20 protein-coding genes and 1 riboswitch are annotated in these 24,881 nt (G+C 72.3%); of the genes, 14 read left to right on the plus strand and 6 right to left on the minus strand.

Features of this window, described 5'->3' with window-relative positions; all coding sequences use genetic code 11:
• Nucleotide 1: 1 nt before the first annotated feature.
• From metH to QSJ33_RS10710, 8 genes are all read left to right on the plus strand, one after another.
• The gene (gene metH / locus QSJ33_RS10675; protein ID WP_285725900.1) at nt 2-3,421 is read left to right on the plus strand and encodes a methionine synthase; all 3,420 of its coding nucleotides are present in this window, start codon (nt 2-4) and stop codon (nt 3,419-3,421) included.
• Nucleotides 3,422-3,531: 110 nt separating this feature from the next.
• Nucleotides 3,532-3,632: riboswitch (SAM riboswitch) on the plus strand.
• Nucleotides 3,633-3,754: 122 nt separating this feature from the next.
• Nucleotides 3,755-5,053, plus strand: coding sequence for an O-acetylhomoserine aminocarboxypropyltransferase/cysteine synthase family protein (locus tag QSJ33_RS10680; RefSeq protein ID WP_285725902.1), 1,299 nt, complete (start codon nt 3,755-3,757; stop codon nt 5,051-5,053).
• The gene (locus QSJ33_RS10685; protein WP_285725905.1) at nt 5,050-6,000 is read left to right on the plus strand and encodes an alpha/beta fold hydrolase; all 951 of its coding nucleotides are present in this window, start codon (nt 5,050-5,052) and stop codon (nt 5,998-6,000) included. The genes QSJ33_RS10680 and QSJ33_RS10685 overlap by 4 nt, the downstream gene beginning before the upstream one ends.
• Nucleotides 5,997-7,334, plus strand: a complete 1,338-nt coding sequence (locus QSJ33_RS10690; RefSeq protein WP_285725906.1) for an aspartate kinase — start codon at nt 5,997-5,999, stop codon at nt 7,332-7,334. The genes QSJ33_RS10685 and QSJ33_RS10690 overlap by 4 nt, the downstream gene beginning before the upstream one ends.
• Nucleotides 7,331-8,095, plus strand: a complete 765-nt coding sequence (locus tag QSJ33_RS10695) for an SDR family NAD(P)-dependent oxidoreductase (RefSeq protein WP_285725913.1) — start codon at nt 7,331-7,333, stop codon at nt 8,093-8,095. Before QSJ33_RS10690 ends, QSJ33_RS10695 begins: the two co-directional genes overlap by 4 nt.
• 310 nt (nt 8,096-8,405) lie before the next feature.
• A complete protein-coding gene (locus tag QSJ33_RS10700) occupies nt 8,406-9,179 on the plus strand; it encodes an SDR family NAD(P)-dependent oxidoreductase (protein ID WP_285725915.1) in 774 nt (257 codons plus the stop codon).
• Between the two features lie 156 nt (nt 9,180-9,335).
• The gene (locus QSJ33_RS10705; protein ID WP_285725917.1) at nt 9,336-10,274 is read left to right on the plus strand and encodes a DUF4126 domain-containing protein; all 939 of its coding nucleotides are present in this window, start codon (nt 9,336-9,338) and stop codon (nt 10,272-10,274) included.
• 35 nt (nt 10,275-10,309) lie between these two features.
• Nucleotides 10,310-10,900 (plus strand): isochorismatase family protein, encoded by a 591-nt coding sequence (locus QSJ33_RS10710; RefSeq protein WP_285725919.1) that lies wholly within the window; start codon nt 10,310-10,312, stop codon nt 10,898-10,900.
• Here QSJ33_RS10710 and QSJ33_RS10715 read toward each other — a convergent pair whose 3' ends face one another.
• On the minus strand, nt 10,901-12,133 hold the full coding sequence (locus QSJ33_RS10715) for an FG-GAP repeat domain-containing protein (protein ID WP_285725920.1): 1,233 nt from the start codon (nt 12,131-12,133) through the stop codon (nt 10,901-10,903). It abuts the gene before it with no gap.
• Between the two features lie 85 nt (nt 12,134-12,218).
• Here QSJ33_RS10715 and QSJ33_RS10720 point away from each other — a divergent pair, with 85 nt between their 5' ends.
• The 5 genes from QSJ33_RS10720 (at nt 12,219) to QSJ33_RS10740 (ending at nt 18,883) form a co-directional block, all read left to right on the plus strand.
• Nucleotides 12,219-12,836: a uracil-DNA glycosylase family protein gene (locus QSJ33_RS10720; protein WP_285725922.1), complete on the plus strand. Its 618-nt coding sequence runs from the start codon at nt 12,219-12,221 to the stop codon at nt 12,834-12,836.
• Between the two features lie 75 nt (nt 12,837-12,911).
• Nucleotides 12,912-13,505, plus strand: a complete 594-nt coding sequence (locus tag QSJ33_RS10725; protein ID WP_285725924.1) for a TMEM175 family protein — start codon at nt 12,912-12,914, stop codon at nt 13,503-13,505.
• 91 nt (nt 13,506-13,596) lie between these two features.
• Nucleotides 13,597-16,416, plus strand: coding sequence for a M16 family metallopeptidase (locus tag QSJ33_RS10730; RefSeq protein ID WP_285725926.1), 2,820 nt, complete (start codon nt 13,597-13,599; stop codon nt 16,414-16,416).
• Between the two features lie 129 nt (nt 16,417-16,545).
• Nucleotides 16,546-18,387 (plus strand): RluA family pseudouridine synthase, encoded by a 1,842-nt coding sequence (locus QSJ33_RS10735; protein WP_285725928.1) that lies wholly within the window; start codon nt 16,546-16,548, stop codon nt 18,385-18,387.
• A 37-nt stretch (nt 18,388-18,424) separates the two neighbouring features.
• A complete protein-coding gene (locus QSJ33_RS10740) occupies nt 18,425-18,883 on the plus strand; it encodes a hypothetical protein (RefSeq protein WP_285725930.1) in 459 nt (152 codons plus the stop codon).
• Between the two features lie 236 nt (nt 18,884-19,119).
• Here QSJ33_RS10740 and QSJ33_RS10745 read toward each other — a convergent pair whose 3' ends face one another.
• A complete protein-coding gene (locus QSJ33_RS10745; RefSeq protein ID WP_285725932.1) occupies nt 19,120-19,428 on the minus strand; it encodes a 4a-hydroxytetrahydrobiopterin dehydratase in 309 nt (102 codons plus the stop codon).
• Nucleotides 19,429-19,478: 50 nt separating this feature from the next.
• On the opposite strand from QSJ33_RS10745, the gene QSJ33_RS10750 reads away from it, so the two are divergent.
• The gene (locus QSJ33_RS10750) at nt 19,479-20,237 is read left to right on the plus strand and encodes a 3-oxoacyl-ACP reductase family protein (protein ID WP_285725934.1); all 759 of its coding nucleotides are present in this window, start codon (nt 19,479-19,481) and stop codon (nt 20,235-20,237) included.
• Nucleotides 20,238-20,261: 24 nt separating this feature from the next.
• Here the strand turns inward: QSJ33_RS10750 and QSJ33_RS10755 are convergent, their stop codons facing one another.
• The 4 genes from QSJ33_RS10755 to QSJ33_RS10770 are packed head-to-tail and all read right to left on the minus strand — an operon-like array spanning nt 20,262 to nt 24,692.
• Nucleotides 20,262-21,455: a hybrid sensor histidine kinase/response regulator gene (locus QSJ33_RS10755; RefSeq protein ID WP_285725936.1), complete on the minus strand. Its 1,194-nt coding sequence runs from the start codon at nt 21,453-21,455 to the stop codon at nt 20,262-20,264.
• Nucleotides 21,452-21,829: a response regulator gene (locus QSJ33_RS10760; RefSeq protein ID WP_285725937.1), complete on the minus strand. Its 378-nt coding sequence runs from the start codon at nt 21,827-21,829 to the stop codon at nt 21,452-21,454. Before QSJ33_RS10760 ends, QSJ33_RS10755 begins: the two co-directional genes overlap by 4 nt.
• Entirely contained in the window at nt 21,826-24,198 is a 2,373-nt protein-coding gene (locus QSJ33_RS10765) for a response regulator (protein ID WP_285725939.1), read from the minus strand. The genes QSJ33_RS10760 and QSJ33_RS10765 overlap by 4 nt, the downstream gene beginning before the upstream one ends.
• Nucleotides 24,198-24,692 (minus strand): YfiR family protein, encoded by a 495-nt coding sequence (locus QSJ33_RS10770; protein ID WP_285725941.1) that lies wholly within the window; start codon nt 24,690-24,692, stop codon nt 24,198-24,200. Before QSJ33_RS10770 ends, QSJ33_RS10765 begins: the two co-directional genes overlap by 1 nt.
• Between the last annotated feature and the right edge of the window lie 189 nt (nt 24,693-24,881).

Here is a 24,881-nt window from a genome sequence, read left to right on the forward strand (position 1 = left end):
CATGACTTCGCTCTCCGATCTCCTCCGCGAGAAGGTGCTGTTGCTGGACGGCGGCATGGGCACGCAGATCTTCGCCCGGAAGCCCACGGTGGAGGACTACGGCGGCGCGGCCCTGGAGGGCTGCGTGGACCTGCTCACGGAGCGCCGCCCCCAGTGGATCCGCGAGATCCACGAAGGCTACTTCCGGGCCGGGGCCGATGCGGTGGAGACCAACACCTTCGGCGCGAATCCGCTGGTGCTCGGCGAGTTCGGCCTGGCGGACAGGGCCCGCGCCCTGAACGTGCAGGCGGCGTCGCTGGCGAAGGAGGTGGCCCGCAGCTTCGACCGCCCCCGCTTCGTCCTCGGCTCCGTGGGCCCCGGCACCAAGCTCATCACCCTGGGCCACGTGGCCTACGCCGACCTGCTGGCCTCCTACCGCGTGCAGATGGACGGCCTCCTGGAGGGCGGCGTGGACGCCCTCCTCATCGAGACCTGCCAGGACCTGGGCCAGATCAAGGTGGCCGTGCGGGCCGCGAAGGAGGCCATGGCCGCCGCGAAGCGCAGGGTGCCGCTCTGGGTCCAGGCCACGGTGGAGACCACGGGCACCCTCCTGGTGGGCTCGGAGATCGGCGCGGTACTGGCCAGCGTCGAGCCCCTGGGCCTCGACGTGCTGGGCCTCAACTGCGCCACGGGCCCCGACGAGATGCACGCCCACCTGCAGACCCTGGCCGAGGCGAGCCCCTTCCACCTGAGCTGCCTGCCCAACGCGGGCCTGCCCCTGAACGTGGACGGCCAGGTGGCCTACCCCCTGGGGCCGGAAGCCTTCGCGGGGAAGGTGCTGCATGCGGCGTCCGAGTTCGGCCTGGCCATCGTGGGCGGCTGCTGCGGCACCACGCCCGACCACATCCGCGCCCTGGCCCCCGGCGTGGAGCGCCTGTCGCCGCCCCGGCGCGAACCGAGGCTGGAGCGCAGCGCCGCCAGCCTCTACCAGGCCGTGACCCTGCGCCAGGAGCCCGCCCCCCTCATCGTGGGGGAGCGGACCAACGCGAACGGCTCGAAGAAGTTCCGCGACCTGCTGGCGGCGGAGGACTGGGATGGCCTCGTGGGCATCGCCCGCGAGCAGCAGCGGGAAGGGGCCCACCTGCTGGACCTCTGCGTGGCCTACGTGGGCCGTGATGAGGTGCGGGACATGGATGCGCTCCTCAGCCGGCTCGTCACCCAGGTCACCCCGCCCCTCATGATCGACAGCACCGAGGTGCCGGTGCTCGAGCGGGCCCTCCAGCTGGCCCCCGGCAAGTGCGTGGTGAACTCCATCAACTTCGAGGACGGCGAGGACAAGGCCCGCCGGATCCTCGAGCTCTGCCGCACCTACGGTGCCGCCGTCGTGGCCCTCACCATCGACGAGCACGGCATGGCCAGGACCCGCGGCGAGAAGCTGGCCGTGGCCCGAAGGCTCCACGCCCTGGCCGTGGGGGAGTACGGCCTGGATCCCGGCGACCTCATCCTGGATCCCCTCACCTTCACCCTGGGCAGCGGCGACGAGGCCTTCCGCGGCTCGGCGGTGGAGACCCTGGAGGCCATCCGGCTCATCAAGGCGGAACTGCCGGGCGTGCGCACCCTCCTCGGCGTGAGCAACGTGAGCTTCGGCCTGAATCCCGCCGCCCGCCACGTGCTGAACGCCCTCACGCTCTACCACGCCGTGCAGCACGGCCTCGACCTGGCCATCTTCAACTCGTCCAAGGTCATCCCGGTCGCGAAGATCGACCCCGAGGACCGGCGGATCGTCGAGGACCTCATCTTCGACCGGCGCAGCGAGGGCTACGATCCCCTCAAGGCCATCCTGGCCCGCTTCAGCGACCGCAAGGCCGCTCTCGCCGAGGACCGGCGTGCCGACCTGCCGGTGCTGGAGCGCCTCCACCGCGACATCCTGGACGGCGAGAAGCAGGCCATCCTCGCGGATGTGGACGAGGCCCTGCGGGACCACGATCCCCTGAGGCTCATCAACGAGGTGCTGCTGGGCGCCATGAAGGTGGTGGGCGACCGCTTCGGGGCGGGCGAGATGCAGCTGCCCTTCGTGCTGGAGAGCGCCGAGGCCATGAAGGCCGCCATCCGGCGCATCGAGCCCCGGCTGCCGAAGGAGGCCGACTACCAGAAGGGCCGCATCCTCCTTGCGACCGTGAAGGGCGATGTCCACGACATCGGCAAGAACCTGGTGGACATCATCCTCAGCAACAACGGCTTCGAGGTGCGCAACCTGGGCATCAAGCAGCCCATCGAGGCCATCCTCAAGGCCCTGGCGGACTGGCCCGCGGACGCCATCGGCCTCCCGGGCCTGCTGGTGAAGTCCACCGTGGTGATGAAGGAGAACCTGACCTTCATGGAGGAACAGGGCCACCGGATCCCCGTCATCCTCGGCGGGGCGGCCCTCACCCGCGACTACGTGGAGGGCGACTGCCGCCGCGCCTACCCCGGCCCCGTGTTCTACGCGGAGGACGCCTTCGAGGGGCTGCGGCAGATGCAAGCCATCGTCTCGGGAGAACCGATGCCCGTCCCGGCGCCAGCCGCAGGCGCGGCTGGCGGTATCAAGATCCTGCATCGCGGCGGCGCGGCGGTTCCCCTGACGGAGGCCGGCCAGAGCAGCTGGGTGCGGCATGACGACGCCCCCCCCGAGCCGCCCTTCTGGGGCGTGCGGGAGCTGGCGGAGGAGGTGGCGGGGCTCTTCGAATTCCTCGACGAGTTCGCCCTCATCCGCAACCGCTGGGGTTTCAGCCAGGGCAGCCTGGACGACGCGGCCTTCGCGGCCGTGCTGCGGGAGAAGGCCGAGCCCCAGCTGGCGGCCTGGAAGGCGCGGCTGGCCGCGGAGCCGCTGGTGGTGCCGAGGGCCCGCTATGGCTACTTCCCGGTTCGGGCCGCGGGGGATGCGCTGCGCGTCTTCGATCCCTCGGATCCCGACCGGCCCCTCGCCTCGATCCCCTTCCCCCGCCAGGCCGCGGGCCGCCGCCTCTGCATCGCGGATTTCTTCCGCGCCGACCGGACGGACGTCCTGGCCCTCCAGCTCGTCACCCTGGGCCAATCCGCGGCGGACCACGCGAAGCGGCTCTACGAGGCCCACGCCTACGCCGACTACTTCGCCTTCCACGGCCTCGCCACGGAGCTCACCGAGGCCTACGCCGAACGCATCCACGCCCGCATCCGCCGGGAGCTGGGCCTCGCCGCGAAAGACCTCCCTGGCCGGGCCCTCTTCGCCCAGGGCTACCAGGGCTCGCGCTACTCCTTCGGCTACCCCGCCTGCCCCGACCTCCACGGCAACGCCGCCATCCTCGACCTGCTGCAGGGCCAGGCCATCGGCATCACCCTCACCGAGACCTTCCAGATGGATCCCGAGTACGCCACCAGCGCCCTGGTGGCATGGCATCCCCAGGCCCGGTACTTCTCGACCTGACCATCGCCGGCGTTCCAGGAAGAGGGTTGCGTTCGGAAGGCCTCGACGTTACCGTTCTTCACCGGCCCTTCGGGGCCGTTCTCTGACGAGATCCTTGCCAGTTCCATAGCGAGTTATCCAGAAAGGTGGAGGGACGGGCCCTGTGAAACCTTGGCAACCTGCGAACGCAAGGTGCCAATTCCTGCCATGAGCAATCGTGGAGAGATGTCGAGCTGTGTCGAACGGACGCAACCATCGAAAGGGGCCCGAGCGATCGGGCCCCTTTTTCATTTCCTGGACTTGCTTGGACGGACGGGGCCTCGGCCTTCCCAACCTTCTTCTCCAGGAGACGCCATGGGCGCCACCGCCACCCGCACCCCCCGCTTCGAGACCCTCGCCCTGCACGGGGGCCACACGCCCGACCAGGACACGCGCAGCCGCGCCGTGCCCATCTACCAGACCACCAGCTACGTGTTCGACTCCTCCGAGCACGGCGCGGCCCTCTTCAACCTGGAGACGCCTGGGAACATCTACACGCGGATCATGAACCCCACCACGGCGGTGCTGGAGCAGCGCGTGGCGGACCTGGAGGGCGGGATCGGGGCCCTGGCCGTGGCCTCGGGCCAGGCGGCCATCACCCTCGCCCTCACCACCTTGCTGCGCAAGGGCGATCACGTGGTGGCGGGGAACAACCTCTACGGCGGCACCTACAACCTCCTGGCCCACACCCTGCCCCGCCTGGGCATCACGGCCACCTTCGTGGACAGCACGGACCCCGCGGCCTTCCGTGCTGCGATCACCCCCGCCACCCGCGCCGTCTACGTCGAGGCCCTGGGCAATCCCAAGCTGGACGTGCCGGATTTCGAGGTGATCGCCGCCCTCGCCCACGACGCCGGCGTGCCGCTGATCGTGGACAACACCCTGGCCAGCCCGTACCTGCTGAACCCCCTGCGGCACGGCGCGGACATCGTCGTCCACAGCGCCACGAAGTACCTGGGCGGGCACGGCACCAGCCTCGCCGGCGTCATCGTGGACGGCGGCAGCTTCGACTGGCGCGGCGGGAAGTTCCCTGAGTTCACGGAGCCCTTCGCGCCCTACCACGGCGCGGTGCTGGCCGACCTGGCGGGCCCTGCGGCCTTCATCACCAAGGCCCGCATCGAGGGCCTGCGCGACACCGGCGCGGCCCTGAGCCCCTTCAACGCCTTCCTCATCCTCCAGGGCATCGAGACCCTCCCCCTGCGCCTGGAGCGCCACGGGCAGAACGCCCTGGCCCTGGCGAGGTGGCTGGAGGGCCGCCCCGAGGTGGCCTGGGTGAACCACCCCGGCCTGCCCGACGCCCCGGGCCACGCGAATGCGAGCCGGTTCTTCCGGCCCGGCGCGGGCTTCGGCGGGATCCTCACCTTCGGGGTGCGGGGCGGGCTCGACGCCGGCAGGGCCGTCATCGACCGGGTGCAGCTCTTCTCGCGGCTCGCCAACGTGGGCGACGCCAAGAGCCTCATCATCCACCCCGCCAGCACCACCCACCAGCAGCTCAGCGCCGCCGAGCGGCTGGCCACCGGGGTTGGGAACGACCTCATCCGCCTCTCCGTGGGGCTGGAACACCTGGACGATCTCATCGAGGATCTGGAGCAGGCCCTCGGAGGACGCCCGTGACCGCCGCCACCGCCCTGCCCCCCATCACCCTGGAGAACGGACAGTCCCTGTCCATGGACATCGCGTGGCGCCGCATCGGCCAGGGGCCCTTGCGGGTGCTCGTCGTCCACGCCCTCACGGGCGGCGTGTTCCCCGACGGGCCGAAGGGCTGGTGGGGGCCGCTCTTCGCGCCGGATGCGCCCCTGGCTGCGGACCGCGCCACCGTGTGGGCGCCCAACCTTCCCGGCTCCTGCTACGGCTCCACGGGACCGCGGAAGGGCGAACCCTTCCCGGACCTCACCCCCCGCGACATGGCCGGGGCCCTGGCGGCCTGGATCGAGGCCGAGGATCTGCGGTTCGACGCGGCCCTCGGCGGCAGCCTGGGCGGCATGGTGATCCTGGAGCTGGCCCTGCGCCTGCCGGAGCGGATCGGCACCCTGGGCGTCATCGGCGCCGGGGGGCGCAGCGATGCCTGGCTCCTGGGCCAGAACCACGTCCAACGCCGCATCCTGGAGGACCCCTCCCTTCCCGACGACACCGCCATCGCCCTGGCCCGCCACGCCGCCATGCTCACCTTCCGCACGCCGGACAGCCTCAACGCGCGGTTCGCGGAGGGCGGCATCCAGGGCTGGCTGGACCACCACGGCCGGGCCCTGGCCGACCGCTTCACCCGGGAGAGCTACCTGGCCCTGCTCAAGGCCTGGGACGCCCACGACCTCGGCCGGGGCCGCGGCGGGCTGGTGCCAGCCCTGCGTGGCCTGCGGGCGCCCCTGCATCTCCTGGGCATCGACTCCGACCAGCTCTTCGTACCGGCCCTCGTCCGGGAGCTGGCCGAAGCCGCCCGGGAGGCCGGTGCCGACGTCCGCCTGGACTGGCTGCACACGCCCCACGGCCACGACGCCTTCCTCATGGAGTGGGGTCAGGTGGCCACGTGGCTGGACCGGCTGCTCGACGGGGTGGCGCCATGACCCGCATCCTGAAGTTCGGCGGCAGTTCCGTGGGCAGTGCGGCAGCGTTGCGGCGGTCGGCGGCCATCGTGCGCGGGGAGCTGCCCGCCGGCGGCCTTGTGGTGGTATCGGCCCTCAAGGGCACCACGGACCGCATCCTGGAGGCCGTGGCCGCCGCCGGCCGGGGCGACCTGCCCGCGGCCCAGGCGCAGCTCTCGGATCTGCGCGACCACCACGGCGCCGTGGCGGCGGAACTGGGCCTCGTCAACAACGTGCGGCCCGCCTGGGGCCCCCTCCTGGCCCGGCTGGACCAGGTGGTGACGGGCATGGCCCTCCTGGGCGAGGCCACGGCCCGGGGCCGCGACGCGGCCCTGGCAGCGGGGGAGACCCTCTCGGCCCACCTGGCGGCCGCCTGCTTCCAGGCCACCTTCCGGGACGTGCGGGAGGTGATGCGGACGGACGCCCGCTTCGGCAAGGCCCGGGTCCAGCTCCCCGCCCTGCGGGCCGCGGCGGAGCCCTGGCGCGAGGCCCTGGCCGGCGGCGCCCTCTGGGTGACCCAGGGCTTCCTGGGCATCGCCCCCGACGGCGCCACCACCACCCTGGGCCGGGGCGGCTCCGACACCAGCGCCACCCTGCTGGGGGAGGCCCTGGGCGCCGCCGAGGTCCAGATCTGGACCGACGTGGACGGCGTCCTCACCGCGGACCCCAGCCTGGTGCCCGAGGCGCGGCCCATCCCCCGCATGAGCCTGGGCGAGGCCGAGGCCCTCAGCGCCTTCGGCGCCAAGGTGCTCCACGCCGATTCGCTGGCCCCCGGCGGCCGGGCGGGGTTCCGCCTGGTGGTGGCCAACACCCTCCGCCCCGGCGCCTCCCGCACGGAGATCCTGCCCGTGGCCCCGTCCCGCGCCGCGGGCGAGGTCACCTCCGTGGCCTACAAGGAGGGCCTGAGCCTGCTCCGCTACCCGGCCGCCGCGGGATTGGAGCCGCCCCTGGAAGCGGCCCGGCGCCTGGAGGAGGCCGGGGCCCTGCGCTTCGGCCTCGTCTCCAGCCCCGCCGGAACCCTGCTGGCCGTGCGCCCGGACACCCCCGCCGCCGCGGAGGCCCTCGCCGACCTCGAGGCCGGGGGTGCCGAACGCGAGTCCGGCTGGGCCGTGGTGGCCCTGGTGGGCGAGGGGCTGCGGGCCGACCCGGTGGCCGCCCTGCGCCACCTGGCCGCCCTGGGCCACGAGCCCGTGGGGGGACTCCTCACGGGCAGCAGCACCGTCTCCATCGCCTTCCTCGTTCCCGAATCCCGGCTGGGGGACCTGATCCCCCGCCTCCACGACCGCTGCGTCCTGCGCAGCCCGGAGCCTGCATGAGCCTCGACCTTTCCCACCAGCGCATCCTCGTCACCGGCGGCAGCCGGGGCATCGGCGCCGCCACCGTGCGCCTGCTCACTGGCCTCGGCGCGAAGGTGGCCTTCACCTACCTCAGCGCCGAGCAGGCTGCCCTGGACTTGCAGGCGGACCTCCAGGCCCAGGGCCGCGCCGTCCTGGCCATCCGCGCGGACCAGCGCAGCCGGGCCGACGCCCAGGTGGCCGTGGCCGCGGTGGAGGCGGCCTGGGGCGGCCTGGACGCCTTCGTGGGCAACGCCGGCATCTGGGCCGCCACCCCCGCCGAGCTGGAGGACGAGGGCGTGCTCCTCGACATCCTGGAGACCAACGTCACCGGGCTCTTCCGCTGGAACGCCGAAGTGATCCCGGCCCTGCGCCGGGCGGGCGGCGGATCCATCGTCCTCCTCAGCAGCACCGCCGGCCAGCGGGGCGAGGCGCGCCACGGCGCCTACGCCGCCAGCAAGGGGGCCGTCATCTCGCTGGTGAAGTCGCTGGCGCCGGAGCTGGGCCCGGACCGCATCCGCGTGAACGCCGTGGCCCCGGGCTGGGTGGATACGGACATGAGCGCCGCCGCCCTGCGCGCCGATGCCGAACAGCGCAAGCGCATCGAGGCCGCCTTCCCCCTGGGCCACATCCCCGGGGCCGAGGATCTGGCGGGCCCCGTGGCCTTCCTTCTGAGCCCCTGGGCCGCGGCCATCACCGGCGAGGTGCTGAACGTGAACGGAGGGACCGTGCTGTGCGGCTGAGCCTCACCGCTGCCGCAGCAGCCAGGCCGTGAGGCGGTTCCGGAAGCCCTCGGGATCCTCGAGGTCCGTGGCCCGCAGCCGCGCCGGGTGCTCCGGGTCAGCCAGCACCAAGGGCACCGTATCCAGGAGATTGGGCAGCCGATGTCCATCCGGCACGGACCAGAGCCCCCCCCGGCACTCCTCCGGGGGCGCCTTTCCAGCCTGACGGCGTTCGTTTCGGGCATCCCATGCCACGGGCTTCTCCTGCAGAATTAAAAAGATAGGCACCCGCCGCTCCGGTGCCAGCGTCTCGATCCCACAGGGAGGCCCCATGACCCGCAGCATTCTCATCACCGGCGCCTCGCGGGGTCTGGGCCGCGCCTGCGCCCTCCACCTGGCCGCCTCCGAGAAGGCGCACCTGCTGCTCCTGGGTCGGAATGAACCGGCACTGCAGGAAACCGCCGAGGCCGTCCGCCGCGGCGGCGGCACGGCCGAGGCCTTTCCGGCGGATGTGACCGATCGCACCCGCCTGGCAGCCATCGCCCGGGACCTGGGCCCCCTGGACGGCCTCGTCGCCGCCGCCGGCATCTCGGGCATGACGCCCGTGGACCAGGACGTCAACAGCGCCGGCGATCCCACGGATGCCTTCTTCGACGAGATCGTGGCCGCGGACCTCACGGGCCCCTGGAACACCGTGCGGGCCTTCCTCCCCCGCATGGGCCCCGGCGGCCGCATCGTGCTGGTGTCCAGCGTGCTGGGGCGCTTCGGCGTTCCGGGCTACGGGGCCTACTGCGCCGCCAAGCACGGCGTCCACGGGCTGGCCAAGGCCCTCGCGCTGGAACTGATCGGCAGGGGCATCGTGGTGAACGCCGTGGCGCCGGGCTGGATTGACACGGACATGGCCCAGACGGGCATCCGGCAGATCGCCGCGGTCACCGGCCAGAGCGAGGCCGAGTTCCGGGCCCAGGCCGAGGACGCCGTCCCCGTGAAGCGGTTCTTCCGCCCCGAGGAGATCGCCCATGGCATCGCGTGGCTGCTGGATCCCGCCAACACCATGCAGGTGGGCCAGTGCCTCAACCTGGATGGCGGCGTGGTGCAGGGGTAGCGGGCGGGTCCGACCTCCTGGGGACCGGCGGGGCCTCTGACGCCCCGTTGACCCCCCGGGAGGCCGGGAGTAGGTTGGCCGCGCACCGGCGCTTCCGGGAGGAGCCTCCATGCCGCACCTCATCTGGACCTGCCCCATGAAGCGGAGCGCCCGCTGATGGGCCCCGCCCAGACCCTCGCGGCCATCCTCGGCCTCTCCGCCGCCTCCGGGATCAACCTCTACCTCACCGTGCTCCTGGTGGGGGCCGGGCAGCGCCTCGGCTGGGTCCATGGCCTGCCGCCGGACCTGGCCATCCTCGGCCATCCCCTGGTGCTGACGGTGGCGGGCCTCCTCTTCCTCCTTGAATTTGCCGCGGACAAGATCCCCTTCGTCACGCCGATCTGGGACGGGATCCACACCTTCATCCGCCCCGTGGGTGGGGCCCTGCTGGCCCTCGGCGCCGCGGCGGACCTGGACCCCGTCGCCAGGGCCCTCGCCGTGCTGGCGGGCGGCACCCTCGCCCTGGGCGCCCACGGCAGCAAGATGGGCGTCCGGCTCCTCGCCCACACGGCGCCGGAACCCGCCAGCCACAGTGTCCTCAGCGTCGCGGAGGATCTCGGGGTGATCGGACTGCTGGCCCTGGCCTACCGGCATCCGCAGTTCGCCCTGCCGGTGCTGGGGGCAATCCTCCTGGCCATCGCCCTCCTGCTGCCCCTGCTGCTGCGGGCCCTCGTCTTCGTGCTCACCGGCTTCCGCGGGGCCCTGCGCGCCCTGATCGGCCCCGGGGGCCCCGGGGAGATTCCGGACTGGGTGGACCTGAAAGCCCTGGAGCGGTCCCCCGCCGGCGCCCGGCACGCCCTCCCCTGCTTCACGCGGAAGGTGCGACGGGTGCCCCGGCTCCACCGCGCCTTCCTGGTCGAGGCGGAAGGCACCTGGCACCTTGTGTACCACCGGTGGTTCCGCGCCCGGAGCTTCGCCTTCGAAGGTGGGCCGGTGCGGATCTACCCGGGATTCCTGTGGGACCGGGTGGTGTTCATGCGACGGGGCCAGCCCCAGGTCCTGCTGGTGGGCCGGGACTGGCGGCAGGCCCTGCCGGCGGCCTCTCCCCGGCCCTGATCGCAGTACCCTGTCCCAGCCGCCCGGAGGACACCATGGCCCTGCTCGATTCCGACCGCAGCATCCTCGTCGTCATCGACTTCCAGGGGAAGCTCGTCCAGATGGTCCACCGCCCCGAACGGACGCTGGCGGCGGCGCACCGCCTGCTCAGGCTGGCGGACCTGTTCTCGGTGCCGGTGGTGCTCACGGAGCAGTACCCGAAGGGCCTCGGCCCCACGGAACCGGGCCTCCGGGCGGCCTTCGACGGGCTGGCCACGCCGACCTTCTTCCTGGAGAAGACCGCCTTCGGCTGCTGCGGCGACAGCGGCTTCGAGGCCCTGCTCCGGAAGGCGCGGCCGGGCCTGGCGCCGGAGCGGCGGCAGATCGTCGTGGCGGGCATCGAGGCCCACGTCTGCGTCCTGCAGACCGTGCTGGAGCTGCTGGCGGCCGGGCCCGAGGTGCACGTCTGCTGGGATGCCGTGAGCGGGCGGGGCGAGGAGTACCGCCGCCACGCCCTGGACCGCATGGCCGCCGCCGGCGCCACCCTCACCAACCACGAGTCCGTGGCCTTCGAGTGGGCCCGCCACAAGGACCACCCCGCCTTCAAGGCCGTGTCGGCCCTGTTCAAGGCGGGCCAACCCGCCTGATCAGCGCAGGGGCCGCGGGGATGCGAAGACCCCCGGCGTGGCGGTCTGGACCATCACGCTGGGCCCCTCGTTGAGGAGGATGTCGGTGCGGCCGTCGCCATCGAGGTCCGCCAGGGCGAGGAAGTTCGAGGACAGGGTCCCGTCGTAGGTCCCGCCGGGGACGAAGGCCCCGCGCTGGGCCGACGACTGCCGCAGAACCGACACCCGGGAGGGCGTGGACAGGGACGGGTAGACCAGGGACACCACCGCCAGGTCGGGGAGCCCGTCGCCATCGAGGTCCCCGACGGCCACCTGGCGGGCCCCGTCGGGCACCGGGATGGAGGTGGCCGTGAACTGGCCCGGCTGGCGCTGAAGGAAGACCGTCACCGTGGCCCCGCCCCGGCCGCCATCCGGGGCGTTGCCGGCATTCGCGGCCACGAGGTCCATCCGCCCGTCTCCGTCCAGGTCGGCCGCGGCCACCCCCTCCACATGCGACCCCGCCGGCAGGAAGGTGGGGGAGGCAAACCCACCGCCCGCCTGCTGGAGGAGCACCGCCACGACGTCGTTGCCGGCCAGCACCAGGTCCGGCCGGCCGTCGCCGTCCACGTCAGCCGCCGCGAGATCCCGGTAGCCGTGACCCGTGCCCACCGGCACGGAGACCGGCGGCAGCAGGGTGCCGGCCTGGCTGGGCGACTGCGCCAGCAGCAGGACGCGGCTGTTCACCCGGACGCCATCCGCCACCGCCACGTCCGGATGGCCATCCCCCGTGAAGTCCGCCACGCCCGCCGCATCGGCGGCCCCGCCGGTCCGCACCCAGACCGCCCGGAAGAAGTGGCCCGGGAAGGCCACATCCTGCCGCAGGATGGACAACCCGCCGCTGTCCCCGACCTGGTTCGGCACCGGCGCCTCCACGGCGGGAATGGTGGCCACGAGGTCGGGCCGGCCGTCCCCGTCGAGGTCTGCCACGCAGAGGCCCCAGGGATCGGCGGCCACCGCGTACGCGGCCGGTGGGCCGAACCCGCCCCCGGCGAGGGCCGGGAACACCCGCACCTGGTCCGCACGGGAACTGCCGTCCACCAGGACGGCCGCCACGGCCACCTCCGGCCGGCCATCGCCGTCGAGGTCCGCCGCCACCACCTTCCCCCACACCCAGAAGGGCGGGATCCGCACCTCGCCGCCCCCACCGCAGGCCAGGACCAGGAGCAGGGCCGCCAGGGGCAGCCGCGCCCGAGCCGTGTCCGCCGGATGGCCCATGCCCCCTCCGGTTCCGCCACGCGCCCGCCGGGAGGGATTCCCGGCACCGGATGCGATGGCCCAATATACGGTTCACTGGAGTCCCATGCCTCGCATCCTCGGCCAGCCCGCCCCCGCCCTGTTCCCGGCCGCCGGGCCGGTCCGCGTCATGCTCTTCGGCGAAGCGCCGGGCCCCCGGGGCGCAGACCAGTCCGGCATCCCCTTCTGGGGCGATGGCGCCGGCCTCGCGGTCTACCGGGCCCTGGCCGCCACGGGGCTGGCGAAGGTGCCCGAGGCGGCCTGGGAGGACTGGGACGGCGCTCGGCTCAAGGCCCGGGGCCTCGCCCCCGTGCTGCGGGGCGCGGCCCTCAGCAACGCCTGGCCCGCCTGTCCCACGAACGACGGCGAGCGCTTCCGCGCCCCCTCGGACCGGGAGCTGCGGAGCCGGCCCAACCTCGCCCGCCTGGCCGGGGAGCTGGCCCGGGCCGCCGCAGGCCGGACCGCCCCGCTGCGCGTCCTGGCCTTCGGCACCCGGCCCCGCTGGATCCTGGAACGCCTCCCGGACCTCGTGGCAGGCGTCCCGCCCTTCGACCTGCACCCCCTGCCCCATCCCAGCGCCCAGGGCCTCCTCCAGGCCGCCCCCGGCAAGGGCAAGGGCCTGCGGCTGGACGACCTCCGCGCCGCCTGGGAGGCCCGGCTGCGGGAGCTGCTGGCGGAAGGCTGAGGCTCAGGCCGGCGGCCGGCTGGACGGGACCGGGGATCCCTGATTCCATTCAGGCCATCCGGAGGGGGGGAATCCATGGGCAAGACGCGGCTCGAGGCCTTCAGCGACGGGGTGATCGCCATCCTCATCACCATCATGGTGCTGGAGCTCCATGTCCCACGGGGCGCCGAGTGGGCCGCCCTGCGCCCCCTGCTGCCGGTGATCCTCAGCTACGTGCTCAGTTTCGTGTACCTGGCCATCTACTGGAACAACCACCACCACATGCTCCACGTCGTGCAGCGGGTGGGGGGTGGCATCCTGTGGGCCAACCTCCACCTGCTCTTCTGGCTGTCCCTGGTGCCCTTCGTGACCGGCTGGATGGGGGAGAACCGCTTCGCCCCGGTCCCCACCGCCCTCTACGGTGTGGTGCTGCTCATGGCGGCCCTGGCCTACTGGCTGCTCCAGCGGATCATCATCGCCCACCAGGGCCCGGGCTCGGTCCTGGCCGCCGCCGTGGGCCGCGACCTGAAGGGGAAGCTCTCCCCCCTCCTCTACGCCCTGGCCATCCCCTCGGCCTTCCTCAGCCCTTGGATCGCGGGGGGCCTCTACGTCCTCGTGGCCCTGATGTGGCTGGTGCCGGACCGACGGATCGAGCGGACCCTGGCGGCCCAGGCCCGGGTCGCATCTTAACAATTCTTAACACGCAGGTCCCTAAACCAACCCCGCTTTTTCCCTTATCCTGGGGGTTCCCATCAGGGATCTTTCACAGTCCGGAGGCCGCATGCCCCTCTCCCGTCGATACGCCCTGCCGCTGAGCGGCCTCCTGGCCTTGGCCCTGGTGGCCGGGGAGGCGCCGAAGCACGCCCCCCGGACCGCCCACGCGGCCCCCGCCGCCAAGGCCCTGCCCGCCCCCGTGAAGGTGACCTCGGTGGAGGGCATCACGGAGTACGACCTGGCCAACGGCCTGAAGGTCCTCCTGTTCCCCGACGCCAGCAAGCCCACCACCACCGTGAACATCACCTACCTGGTGGGTTCCCGGAACGAGACCTACGGCGAGACGGGCATGGCCCATCTCCTCGAGCACCTGATGTTCAAGCCCTCCCGCAAGTTCAGCGGGAAGGACGGGCACCCCAACCCGGTGGAGGTGCTGAACAGCGTGGGCGCCCGGTTCAACGGGTCCACCTCGTACGACCGCACCAACTACTTCGTCACCTTCCCGGCGGGCGACGCCAACCTGGACAAGATCCTGGACCTGGAATCGGACCGCATGGTCCACGCCAACATCGACGGCAGGGACCTGTGGGACCCCGTCGCCAAGAAGGGCGAGATGACCGTGGTGCGCAACGAGTTCGAGATGGGGGAGAACAACCCCATCAACGTGACCCTGGAGCGGACCCTGGCCAAGGCCTTCGACTGGCAGAACTACGGCAAGTCCACCATCGGCGCCCGCTCGGACATCGAGCATGTGAACATCGAGCGCCTGCAGGCCTTCTACCGCACCTACTACCAGCCCGACAACGCGGTGCTGCTGGTGGCCGGCAAGTTCGAGCCCGCGAAGACCCTGGCGAAGATCAACGACCTGTTCGGCGCCATCCCCCGCCCCACCCGCACCATCCAGACCACCTACACCCTGGATCCCGTGCAGGACGGCGAGCGTTCCGTCACCGTCCGCCGGGTGGGCGACATCCAGGCCGTGCTGGCGGCCTACAAGGTCTCCGCCGGCTCCGATCCGGACGGCGCGGCCCTCGACGTGCTGAGCCACATCATGACCGACGCCCCCTCGGGGCGCCTCTACAAGGCCCTGGTGGAGGCCAAGAAGGCCGCCATGGTGTTCCCCTACTACGGGGAGACCAAGGAGCCCGGCTTCCTCCTCTTCGGCGCCGCCGTGCCCAAGGACGCCAACCTGGCGGAGGCCCGCGGGACGATGCTGAAGGTGCTGGAGGACACCAAGGCCCAGCCCTTCACCCAGCAGGAGGTGGACCGCGCCAAGGCAGCCCTCCTGAAGAACTTCGACCTGGTGATGAACCAGAGCGACCGGCTGGGCATCAGCCTCAGCGAGTACATCGCCCAGGGCGACTGGCGCCTCTTCTTCCTCAACCGGGACCGCGTCAAGGCCGTGACCCCCGCCCAGGTGGACGCGGTGGCCGCCAACTACCTGAAGGAGAGCAACCGCACCGTGGGCGAGTTCATCCCCACGGCCAAGCCGGACCGCACCGAGATCCCGGCCGTGAAGGACGTGGAGGCCATGCTCAAGGGCTACCAGGGCCAGGCCGTCGTGGCCCAGGGCGAAGCCTTCGACGCCACGCCCGCGAACATCGACGCCCGCACCCAGACCTTCACCACCGCCTCCGGCCTGAAGACGGCCATCCTGGCCAAGAAGACCCGCGGCGAGACCGTGAGCGCCACGCTCGTGCTGCACCTCGGCAGCGAGCAGGCCCTCATGGGCAAGGGCGCCGCGCCCGAGCTGACGGGCGCCATGCTCATGCGGGGCACCACGAAGCACACCCGCCAGGAGCTGAAGGACGCCTTCGACAAGCTGAAGGCCCAGGTCTTCGTCATGGGCGATGCCGAGAACGCGCGGGTGATGATCACCACCGAGCGGAAGGCCTTCCCCGAGGTCATGCAGCTGGTGGCCGAGGTGCTGCAGCATCCGGCCTTCCCCGCCTCGGAGCTGGAGACGCTGGTGAAGGAGCAGGTGACGGGCCTGGAGTACCAGAAGTCCGAGCCCCAGTTCCAGGCCACCCAGGCCCTCCGCCAGCACTTCGACGCCCAGTACCCCAAGGGCCATCCCCGGCACGCGGACAACGTGGACGAGTCCCTGGCCGACCTGAAGGCCGCCAAGGTGGAGGACCTCAAGGCCTTCCATGACGCCTTCTACGGCGCCGGCGCCGGCGACCTGGCCATCGTGGGCGACGTGGATCCCGCGGCCACGAAGCAGCTGGTCGAGGAGCTCTTCGGCGCCTGGAAGGCCCCCGTGGCCTTCGCCCGCATCCCCAGCGCCTACGTCCCCGTGAAGCCCGTGGAGGAGAAGCTGGAGACCCCGGACAAGGCCAACGCCTTCTACGTCTCCGGCCTCACCATGCCCCTGGCGGACACGGATCCCGACTACCCGGCCCTGCTCCTCGGCAACTACATGCTGGGCGGCGGCGCCCTCCGCAGCCGGCTGGCGGACCGCATCCGCCAGAAGGACGGCCTCTCCTACGGCGTGGGCTCCCAGCTCAGCGCCCAGTCCCAGGACGCCAAGGCCACCTGGAACGCGTTCGCCATCTACAACCCGGCCAACCTGGCCAAGCTGGAGGTCGCCTTCAAGGAGGAGATCGCCCGGGCCCTGGACAAGGGCTTCACGGAGCAGGAGATCCAGGACGCCAAGACCGCGTGGCTCCAGGGCCAGGCCTCCAGCCGCGCCCAGGACCGCGAGCTGGCCGGCCGGCTCGCCTCGAACCTCTACCTGGGCCGTACCATGGCCTGGCAGGCGGACCTGGAGCGCAAGGTCCAGGCCCTCACCAACGACCAGATCCTGGCCGCCCTCCACAAGCACTTCGACCCCTCGAAGATCTCCGTCTTCGTGGCCGGCGACTTCGCCAAGGCCGACAAGAAGTAGCCCGGATCCCGGGCACCGGAAAGGGGGCGGCTCCGGCCGCTCCCTTTTTTTCGTTAGGCCCCGGACCCTTCCCATGGTCTGCTGGAAGGCTGCCCGGCGTTTAGAGGACGCGGGGCGAAGGAGGCCCCCATGGCGCGCATCGAACGGGAATGGCAGGCGGAACACGAGGGCGCGGCCCTGGCCACGGAGGTCCACCGGATCCTGGTGGTGAGCCACCGGCAGGCCAAGGGCTTCATCGACGGCCGCTGCATCACGGTGAACGGCACGGTCGCCGAGTCCTACGGCCTGCGCCTCAAGGCCGGCGACACGGTAAAGGTGGCCTTCGATTCCGACCGCACCTACGAGGTGATGCCCGCCACGAAGAAGCTCCAGTCCGGTCCCTTCGAGACGCTGTGGGAGGACACCCACCTCCTCTTCGTCCACAAGCCCGCGGGGCTCCTCACGGTGCCCGCCGAGCAGGGCGGCGAGCCCAGCCTGGCCGAGGCCATCACCGAGTCCTACCGCCGCCGCGGCTTCAAGCGCTTCCAGCTCTACATCGTGCATCGCCTCGACCGCTTCACCTCCGGCGTGCTGGTCTTCGCCAAGACCCCCGAGGCCCTCCACGGCCTGAAGAAGCTCTTCGAGCTGCACAAGCTGCAGCGGGTCTACCGCGCCGTGCTGGTGGGCGAGCTGCCGGAGAACAGCGGCACCCTGGCCGGCCACCTCATCGAACACGCCAAGTCCCTGAAGATGTCCGTGGCCAAGGAGCGCAAGGGCGCGGGCGGCAAGCGCATGCCCCCCGGCGCCAAGGAGGCCGTGACCCACTACCGCGTGGTGGAGCGCCTGCCCGGCCACACGGTGGTGGAGGTGAAGCTGGAGACCGGCCGCCGCAACCAGATCCGCGTGCAGTTCGCCGACCGGGGCTTCCCCCTGCTGGGCGACCAGGTCTACGGCACCGAGAGCCCCATGCTGGACCGCCAGGCCCTCCACGCCGAGCTGCTGGGCTTCCGGCACCCCGTCACGGACGAGCAGGTCACCGTCTCGGCCCCCATGCCTGCGGACATGGAGGCGGCCCTCAAGGTCCTGCGCACCCAGTCCCGCCTGACCCGCGCCGCCGAAGGGCTGCGGGGCGAGGAGGGCCTCTTCAAGCCGAAGATCACCCGTGAACGGAAGCTGGACCGCTCGGCCCGTGCCCGCCGCTTCGAGGGCGCCGGCGAAGCGGAGCGTCCCGCCCGTCCCCGCCGCGAGGGCCCGAGCGACCGTCCCCGTCGCGAAGGTGCCGAGGACCGGCCCCGCCGCACCTTCGACCGCGACGACCGGCCCACCCGGCCCCGCCGCGAGGGCCCCGCCGACCGGCCCCGACGCGAAGGCGCCGAGGAGCGTCCCCGCCGCACCTTCGACCGCGACGACCGGCCCGCCCGGCCCCGCCGCGAGGGTCCCGCCGACCGCCCCCGTCGCGAAGGCGCCGAGGACCGGCCCCGCCGCACCTTCGACCGCGACGACCGGCCCGCCCGGCCCCGCCGCGAGGGCCCCGCCGACCGCCCCCGTCGCGAGGGCGCCGAGGACCGGCCCCGCCGCACCTTCGACCGCGACGACCGGTCCGCCCGTCCCCGCCGCGAGGGCCCCGCCGACCGCCCCCGTCGCGAGGGCGCCGAGGACCGGCCCCGCCGCACCTTCGACCGCGACGACCGGCCCGCCCGGCCCCGCCGCGAGGGCCCCGCCGATCGCCCCCGTCGCGAGGGCGCCGAGGACCGGCCCCGCCGCACCTTCGACCGCGACGACCGGCCCGCCCGGCCCCGCCGCGAGGGCCCCGCCGACCGCCCCCGTCGCGAAGGCGCCGAGGACCGGCCCCGCCGCACCTTCAAGCCCGGGGATCGCCCCGCCGGTCCCCGCCGCGAAGGCTCCAGCGAGCGGCCACGACGGGACGGCGCCCCCACCCCGGGGAAGAAGGCCCCCTTCCGCCCCGGCAAGCCCAAGCCACGGAAACCCTGAGGAATCCGGGGGCGGAAGCGGTCATCCTGGGATTCCGATGCTCCTCCGTGCCACCCTTCCGCTCCTGATGACCGCCCTCCTGGCTGCGGGACCGGACGGCAACCTGGATCTCCGGACGGACCTGGGCTGCGATCCCGCCACCCGGATCCACCTGGTGCCTCCGGGATGCTTCGACGGTCTGCTCTTCGCCGCGCAGGCCCGATCCGCCCCGCCGGCACCGCGCCGGGGCGTGCCTGGGGCCACGGTGGAGGTGGCGGATTTCCTGCCCCCGGGGAACCGCCGGACCGAGTCCTTCGCCTTCTACCTCGCGGACCTCCGGACGCGGCTCCTGCGGGGGTTCCAGGCGCCCCCGCCCAGCCATGGGCAGATCGAACTGGCCGAATTCGTAGGCTCGGACCCCAGCCATCCGGAGGCCTCGAACCTGGACCGGGTCCGTTCCCTCCAGGACCGCTTCAACCGCGTGCCCCCCAGCGGGTCTCCCGTGGAACTGAAGTAGGCGCGCCGCGATCCGGCGGTCCCGTGGCATGACCTCCATCGGACGGCCGCTCCCGATGGAGCGGCCTCCCGCTCGGCCTCGGCCTCGCGGCGATGGAGCCTCCCGCGCCGGATCCTCGCTCCGCTGCCCTGCCCCGCAGGGCGCTCCGCGATCCGGCGGTCCCGTGGCATAACCTCCGCGCCGGATCCTCGCTCCGCTGCCCTGCCCCGCAGGGCGCTCCGCGATCCGGCGGTCGGTTAGATATGCTCCTGGTAGAGCCGGTCCAGGACCACGGCCAGGTCCAGGTCGCGCTGTGTGAGGCCTCGGCTGACGTGGGTGGTGAGCACGGCCACGACCCAGCGGTAGCCGAGGGTCAGGTCGGGATGGTGGTTCACCTTCTCGGCGTGCTCGGCGGCGGCCACCACGAAGCCCAGGCCCCGGGGGTAGGCCGAGAAGGCGTAGCGGCGGCGGAGCGTCAGGCCATGGGCTTCGCCCTGGGCCACCCAGTCCGGATGCACCTTGAGGAAGGCCTCCAGGGCATCAGGGTCCACCAGATCCTTGGACATGCTCGTCTCCCAGGTGCATCCTAACTCGTTTGTTGAACCTGAGTCCCGCCATGCCCTTCAACCATCCCCCCCTGCTCGGCCGCACGGCCTTCGTCACCGGCTCCTCCCGGGGCATCGGCCGTGCCATCGCCGTGGAACTGGCCCGCTGGGGCGCGGACGTGGCCGTCCACGCCCGCGCGAACCTGGAACTGGCGGAGGCCGTCGCCGAGGAGATCCGCGGCCTCGGCCGCAAGTCCATGGCGGTGCTGGCGGACGTGCGGGTGAAGGCCGAGCTGGAGGCCTGCGCGGACCGGGTGAAGGCCGAGCTGGCCCCGGTGGACATCCTCGTGAACAACGCCGGCACCCGCAAGGACGGTCCCTTCATCCTCATGGGCGACGAGAAGTGGGAGGAGGTGATGGACGTGAACCTGCGGGGCACGGTCTACGCCACCAAGGCCTTCGTGCGCGGCATGATGGCCCGCAAGTGGGGGCGGATCGTCAACATCGTCAGCCCCACGGGCATCATCGGGAAGGCCGGCCAGACCAACTATGGCGCCAGCAAGGGCGCGGTCATGGCCCTCACCAAGAGCCTGGCCCGGGAGATGGCGCCCTTCGGCGTCCTGGTGAACGCCGTGAACCCCGGCTTCATCCACACGGAGCTCACGGCCGACGTGCCCGAGGACCTGCGGCGCGAGATGCTCGCCCCCGCCATCCTCAAGCGCGAGGGCGAGCCCGAGGAGGTGGCCGGCGTGGTGGCCTTCCTCTGCTCCGACTGGGCCAGCTACATGAGCGGCCAGATCGTGAACGTGGACGGCGGGCTCTGTCCATGACCGGTGCCCGGGCCGCGGAGCTGGCTACTTCCCCTCGGATCCGGGCCTGAGCGGGATCTCCACGAGGAAGGTGGCCCCCTGGCCCGGCCGGCTCTCGACGGACACCCAGCCGCCGTGCAGCTCCACCATCTGCTTGACGATGGAGAGGCCCAGGCCGGTGCTGTACTCGCCGCCGGTGGGCTGGGCCGAGAGGCGCTGGAAGAGCCCGAAGGCCCGCTCCTGGTCCTCGGGCGTGAGGCCGGGGCCCTCGTCGCGCACCTCGATCCGCACGCGGTCGGCTCCCTCCACCACCCGCGGGGTCAGCTCGACCCACACGCTCCGCCCGAGGGGGGAGTACTTGATGGCGTTGTTCACCAGGTTGTCGATGGCCTGGCCCAGCCGGAGCCGGTCCACCTGGCCCCAGCAGGCCCCGCCCAGGGTCTCCCGGTAGTGGAGCCGGATGTCCTTGCTGGCGGCGTAGGGCTCGTTCGCCTTCACCACGTCGTGGACCAGGTCCCCCAGATTCGCGGCCTCGAAGTTCGGCGTGGTCTCCCCGGTCTCCTGCACGGCGGTGTCCAGCAGGCCGTTGATGATGTGCAGCATCCGTTGGACCGCGTCCCGGATCCGGGTGGCCTGGGCCGGGATGGCGGCGGCCCGCCCCCCCTCCTCGGCTTCCATCCGGATCCGGTCCGCCAGGAGCAGGAGCCCGCCGAGGGGGTTCTTCAGGTCGTGGGCGGCCGTGGCCAGGAACCGCGTCTTCAGCTGGTTCGCCCGCCGCAGCTGCTCGTTGGCGTCCTGGAGCTGGGCGCTGATGGACTCCACCCTCAGCGTGTACTGCTGCTCCAGGTCATGGAGCCGCTTCTTCTCCAGGCAGGCCTGGATCCGGGCCTTGAGCAGCTGCTGGTTGATGGGCTTGGGCAGGTAATCCTGGGCCCCCAGCTGGATGCAGCGGACGATGCTCTCCTGCTCATTGAGGGCGGAGAGCATGACCACGGGGAGGCGCCGGAGCCGCTCATCCCCGTGCATGGCCTCGATGACCTGGATGCCGTCCACGTTGGGCATCATCACGTCCAGGAGCACCATGTCGTAGGTGCCGGCCTGGAGCTTGTCGAGGGCCTCCCGGCCGTCCTCCGCGGTCTCCACCAGGTGGCCGTCCCGCTCCAGGATGCGGGTCATCACCTCCCGGTTGAAGTCTGTGTCGTCCACTACCAGGATTCGGGCCGGCTGCAGGTGGGTCATGGGGCCTCCCCATCGCCCAGGAGGGCGCGGATCTTCCCGACCAGGCGGGCCAGGTCCACGGGCTTGATGTCGTAGTCCACGCACCCGGCCGCCAGGGCGGCGTCCCGGTCGGAGGTGAGGGCCCGGGCCGTGAGGGCCACCACGGGGATGGCCGCCGTGGCCGGGTCGGCCTTGATGCGGCGGGTGGCCTCGAAGCCGTCCAGGACGGGCAGGCCCAGGTCCATGAGCACCAGATCGGGCAGCTCCTCCCGGCAGCGGCGGACGCCCTCGGCCCCGTCCGCGGCGGTCAGGACGGCGAACCCCCGGCGCTCCAGCAGCCGGGAGATGGCATCCCGGTTCATCTCGTTGTCCTCCACCAGCAGGATCCGCCTCATGGATGCCCCCGCCCCTCCGCCGGCGGCAGGCCCCGCCGCACGGCTTTCCGGATCTCCTCGACCAGCTCGCCCCGGGTGTAGAGCCCCTTCTGGAGCACGGCGCTCACCTGGGCCGTGCGGAGCCGCTCCCGCTCGGCGGGGGTGAGGTCCCGCGCGGTGAGGACCACCACGGGGATGTCGGCCCAACCCGCCCGGCGCTGCTTCTCCGCCAGGAACTCGAACCCGTCCATGCCCGGCATCATCAGGTCCAGGAGGACCACGCCCGGGGCCTCCGGCTCCATGCGCTGCAGGGCCTCCCGCCCGTCCAGGGCCGGCCAGGACTCCCAGCCCTCGGAGAGGAGGAGGCGCTGGACGGCATGCTGGGTGGGGACATCGTCCTCCACCACCAGGATCCGGAAGGGCGGCTGCGCGGGCCGGTGGCGATCCAGCACCCGGGTCAGCTGGGCCCGGTCCACGGGCTTGTAGAGGTAGTCGATGGCCCCCAGGGCGAGCCCCCGCTCCGCCTCCTCCAGGATGGAGAGCATGACCACGGGGATGTCCGCCAGCGCGGGATCGGCCTTGAAGGCCTTCAGCACCTCCCACCCATCCATCCTCGGCATCATCACGTCCAGCACCACGAGGTCCGGCGGATCGAGGCGGGCCATCCGCAGCCCCTCCAGGCCATCCTGGGCCGAGGCCACGCCGAAGCCGTCCCGGGCCAGGATCCGGGCGAGCGCCTCCAGCAGGTGGGGGTCGTCGTCGATGAGCAGCACCTGGCCCCGCCCGCCCGGCTCCCGGAGGACCGGCGCCGGCCCGGGAAGCTTCGCGGCCGGCGCCTCCGGCGGGTCGAGCGGGAGGAGGATGGTGAAGGTGGAACCCCGGCCCACCTCGCTCTCCACCCGGATGTCGCCGCCCAGCATCTGGCAGAACTTCCGGCTGAGGGCCAGGCCCAGCCCCGTGCCCTCGAACTGGCGGCTGGTAGTCTCCTCGGCCTGGATGAACTCGTTGAAGATGCGCTCGAGCTGATCGGGCCGGATGCCGATCCCCGTGTCCGCCACGCTCAGGTGCAGCCAGGGCGGTCCCCCCGGGACCACGGGCCGCAGGACGGCCCGCACCGTGATGCGGCCCTTGCGGGTGAACTTGCAGGCATTGCTCAGGAGGTTGAAGAGGGACTGCTTCACCTTCGTGGGATCCGACGTGAGGCTCGTCACGCCCGGATCGATGTCCGCCTCCAGCGTGTTGCCGTTCTTGGCGGCCAGGGGCTCCACCGTGGCCAGGACGTCCCGGAGCATGGCCGGGACCTCGAAGGCGTCCCGGGCCACGGTCATCTTCCCGGCCTCGATCTTGGACAGGTCCAGGATGTCGTTGATGAGGTCCAGGAGGTGCCGCCCCGCCGACTCGATGCGGCGGATGTCCGGCAGGATCCCCGCGTGCCCCTCCTTCTCCGAGTCCTCGCGGACCAGCTCGCTGTAGAGCAGGATCGCGTTGAGGGGGGTCCGCAGCTCGTGGCTCATGTTGGCCAGGAAGGTGCTCTTGGCCCGGTTGGAGACCTCCGCCCGCTCCTTGGCGACGAGCAGCTCGTTGTTCGTGCGCACCAGCTCCGCCGTGCGGCTGGCCACCTGGACCTCGAGGTGCTCGCGGTGCTCCGCCAGCCGCCGGTCCTGCTCCTGGATCCGCTCCAGCATCCCGTTGAAGGCCTGGACGAGCATTCCCAGCTCGTCGTCCGAACCCGCCCGGGCTCGCATGCTGTAGTCCCGGGTGGTGGAGACGGCGAAGGCGATGTGGGCCAGGTCCAGGATGGGATCGGTGAGCATCCGCCCGTAGCGCCCGAGGATCGCCCAGACCGTCAGGCCGATGAGGCCCAGGATGAGGAGGGAGAAGGCGCCGGCCCAGGCCAGCCGCTCCGCCAGGGCGGCCTGGTCGGATTCCAGGAAGAGCAGGCCCACGGGCGTGCCCGCCTCGCTCCGGATGTGCTGGACCAGCTCCACCCGCCCGCGGGAGAACCACACCCGGTCCTCGGCCGCCGTTCCCGGCCAGGGCGACTCCTTCGGGCTTCCGAGGGGGAAGTCCGCCAGGACCTCGCCGGCGGCGGTCTGGATCCGGGCCCGCGTGATGTGGCCGTGGACCCGGAGGCCGTCCAGGATCTGCTGGGCCGGGCCGGCGTCATGGAAGACCACGGCCGGGGTGGCGTTGTAGGCGATGATCTCGCCCAGCGCCCGGAGATCCTGGGCGGCCGCGCGCCGGGAGGCATAGCCCTCGTAGGCCACGAAGCCCAGGGCGGCCAGCAGGAGGGCCAGGCCGGTGGTGAGCAGGACCAGGACGACCGCCTTGCGGCGGATGGAGGCCCGCGGACGGACCAGGGGGAGCGTCTCGGAGGGCACGTTCTGCATCAGGGGGCCGATCGGGAGGTGCCCGGCATGCGGGCGATGCGCAGCAGCTGGGAACTGAAGACGAGGCCCTCGGCGGCGGCGGCCTCCGGGTTCGCGAACAGGCGGACGAACTGGCCGTCCATCAGGAAGCAGAGCATCACGCCTTCTCGGGCGCCCCGCTCGTCGTCCGCGACGGTCAGGACCCGGCGGCCCCGGGTCCATGCGACGATCCCCGCGATCCCGCTGGATTCGGAGCGGCAGATGAACACCACGTCGCAGCCGGCGAGGTCCTGGATCCGTTCCCCGTACCGGATCTGGATGGGCCGCTGCCGCACGGTCCGTCCGCGGGCGTAGTCGTTCAGGTGGGTGCCGAAGGGCGAGCGCCCGAGGACCCCGATCACCAGGGGCTTCCCGGAGCCGGCGGGCTCGGGGCGCCACTGGACGTAGGGCAGCAGCTCCACCAGGAACTGGGCCTTCAGGGCGTACTCCGGCGCCGCGGCCTCCGGGATCGCCACCCCCGCCCAGCAGGCCCCCGGCAGGGCGATCGCACACCCGATCGCGCGCCTCAGGCGCGAACCGAGGCGCGCTCGGCTGGCGGGGTCACGCGGCGTCCATGGACTCATCAGCTGGGCTCGGAGCAGGGAAGGACACTCAGGATGGCAGGGTCGATGCGCCCCGCGGATACCTGGATGACCCGGCGCTGG

It is taken from the genome of Geothrix rubra (genome assembly GCF_030268065.1).
Lineage (GTDB): Bacteria > Acidobacteriota > Holophagae > Holophagales > Holophagaceae > Geothrix > Geothrix rubra.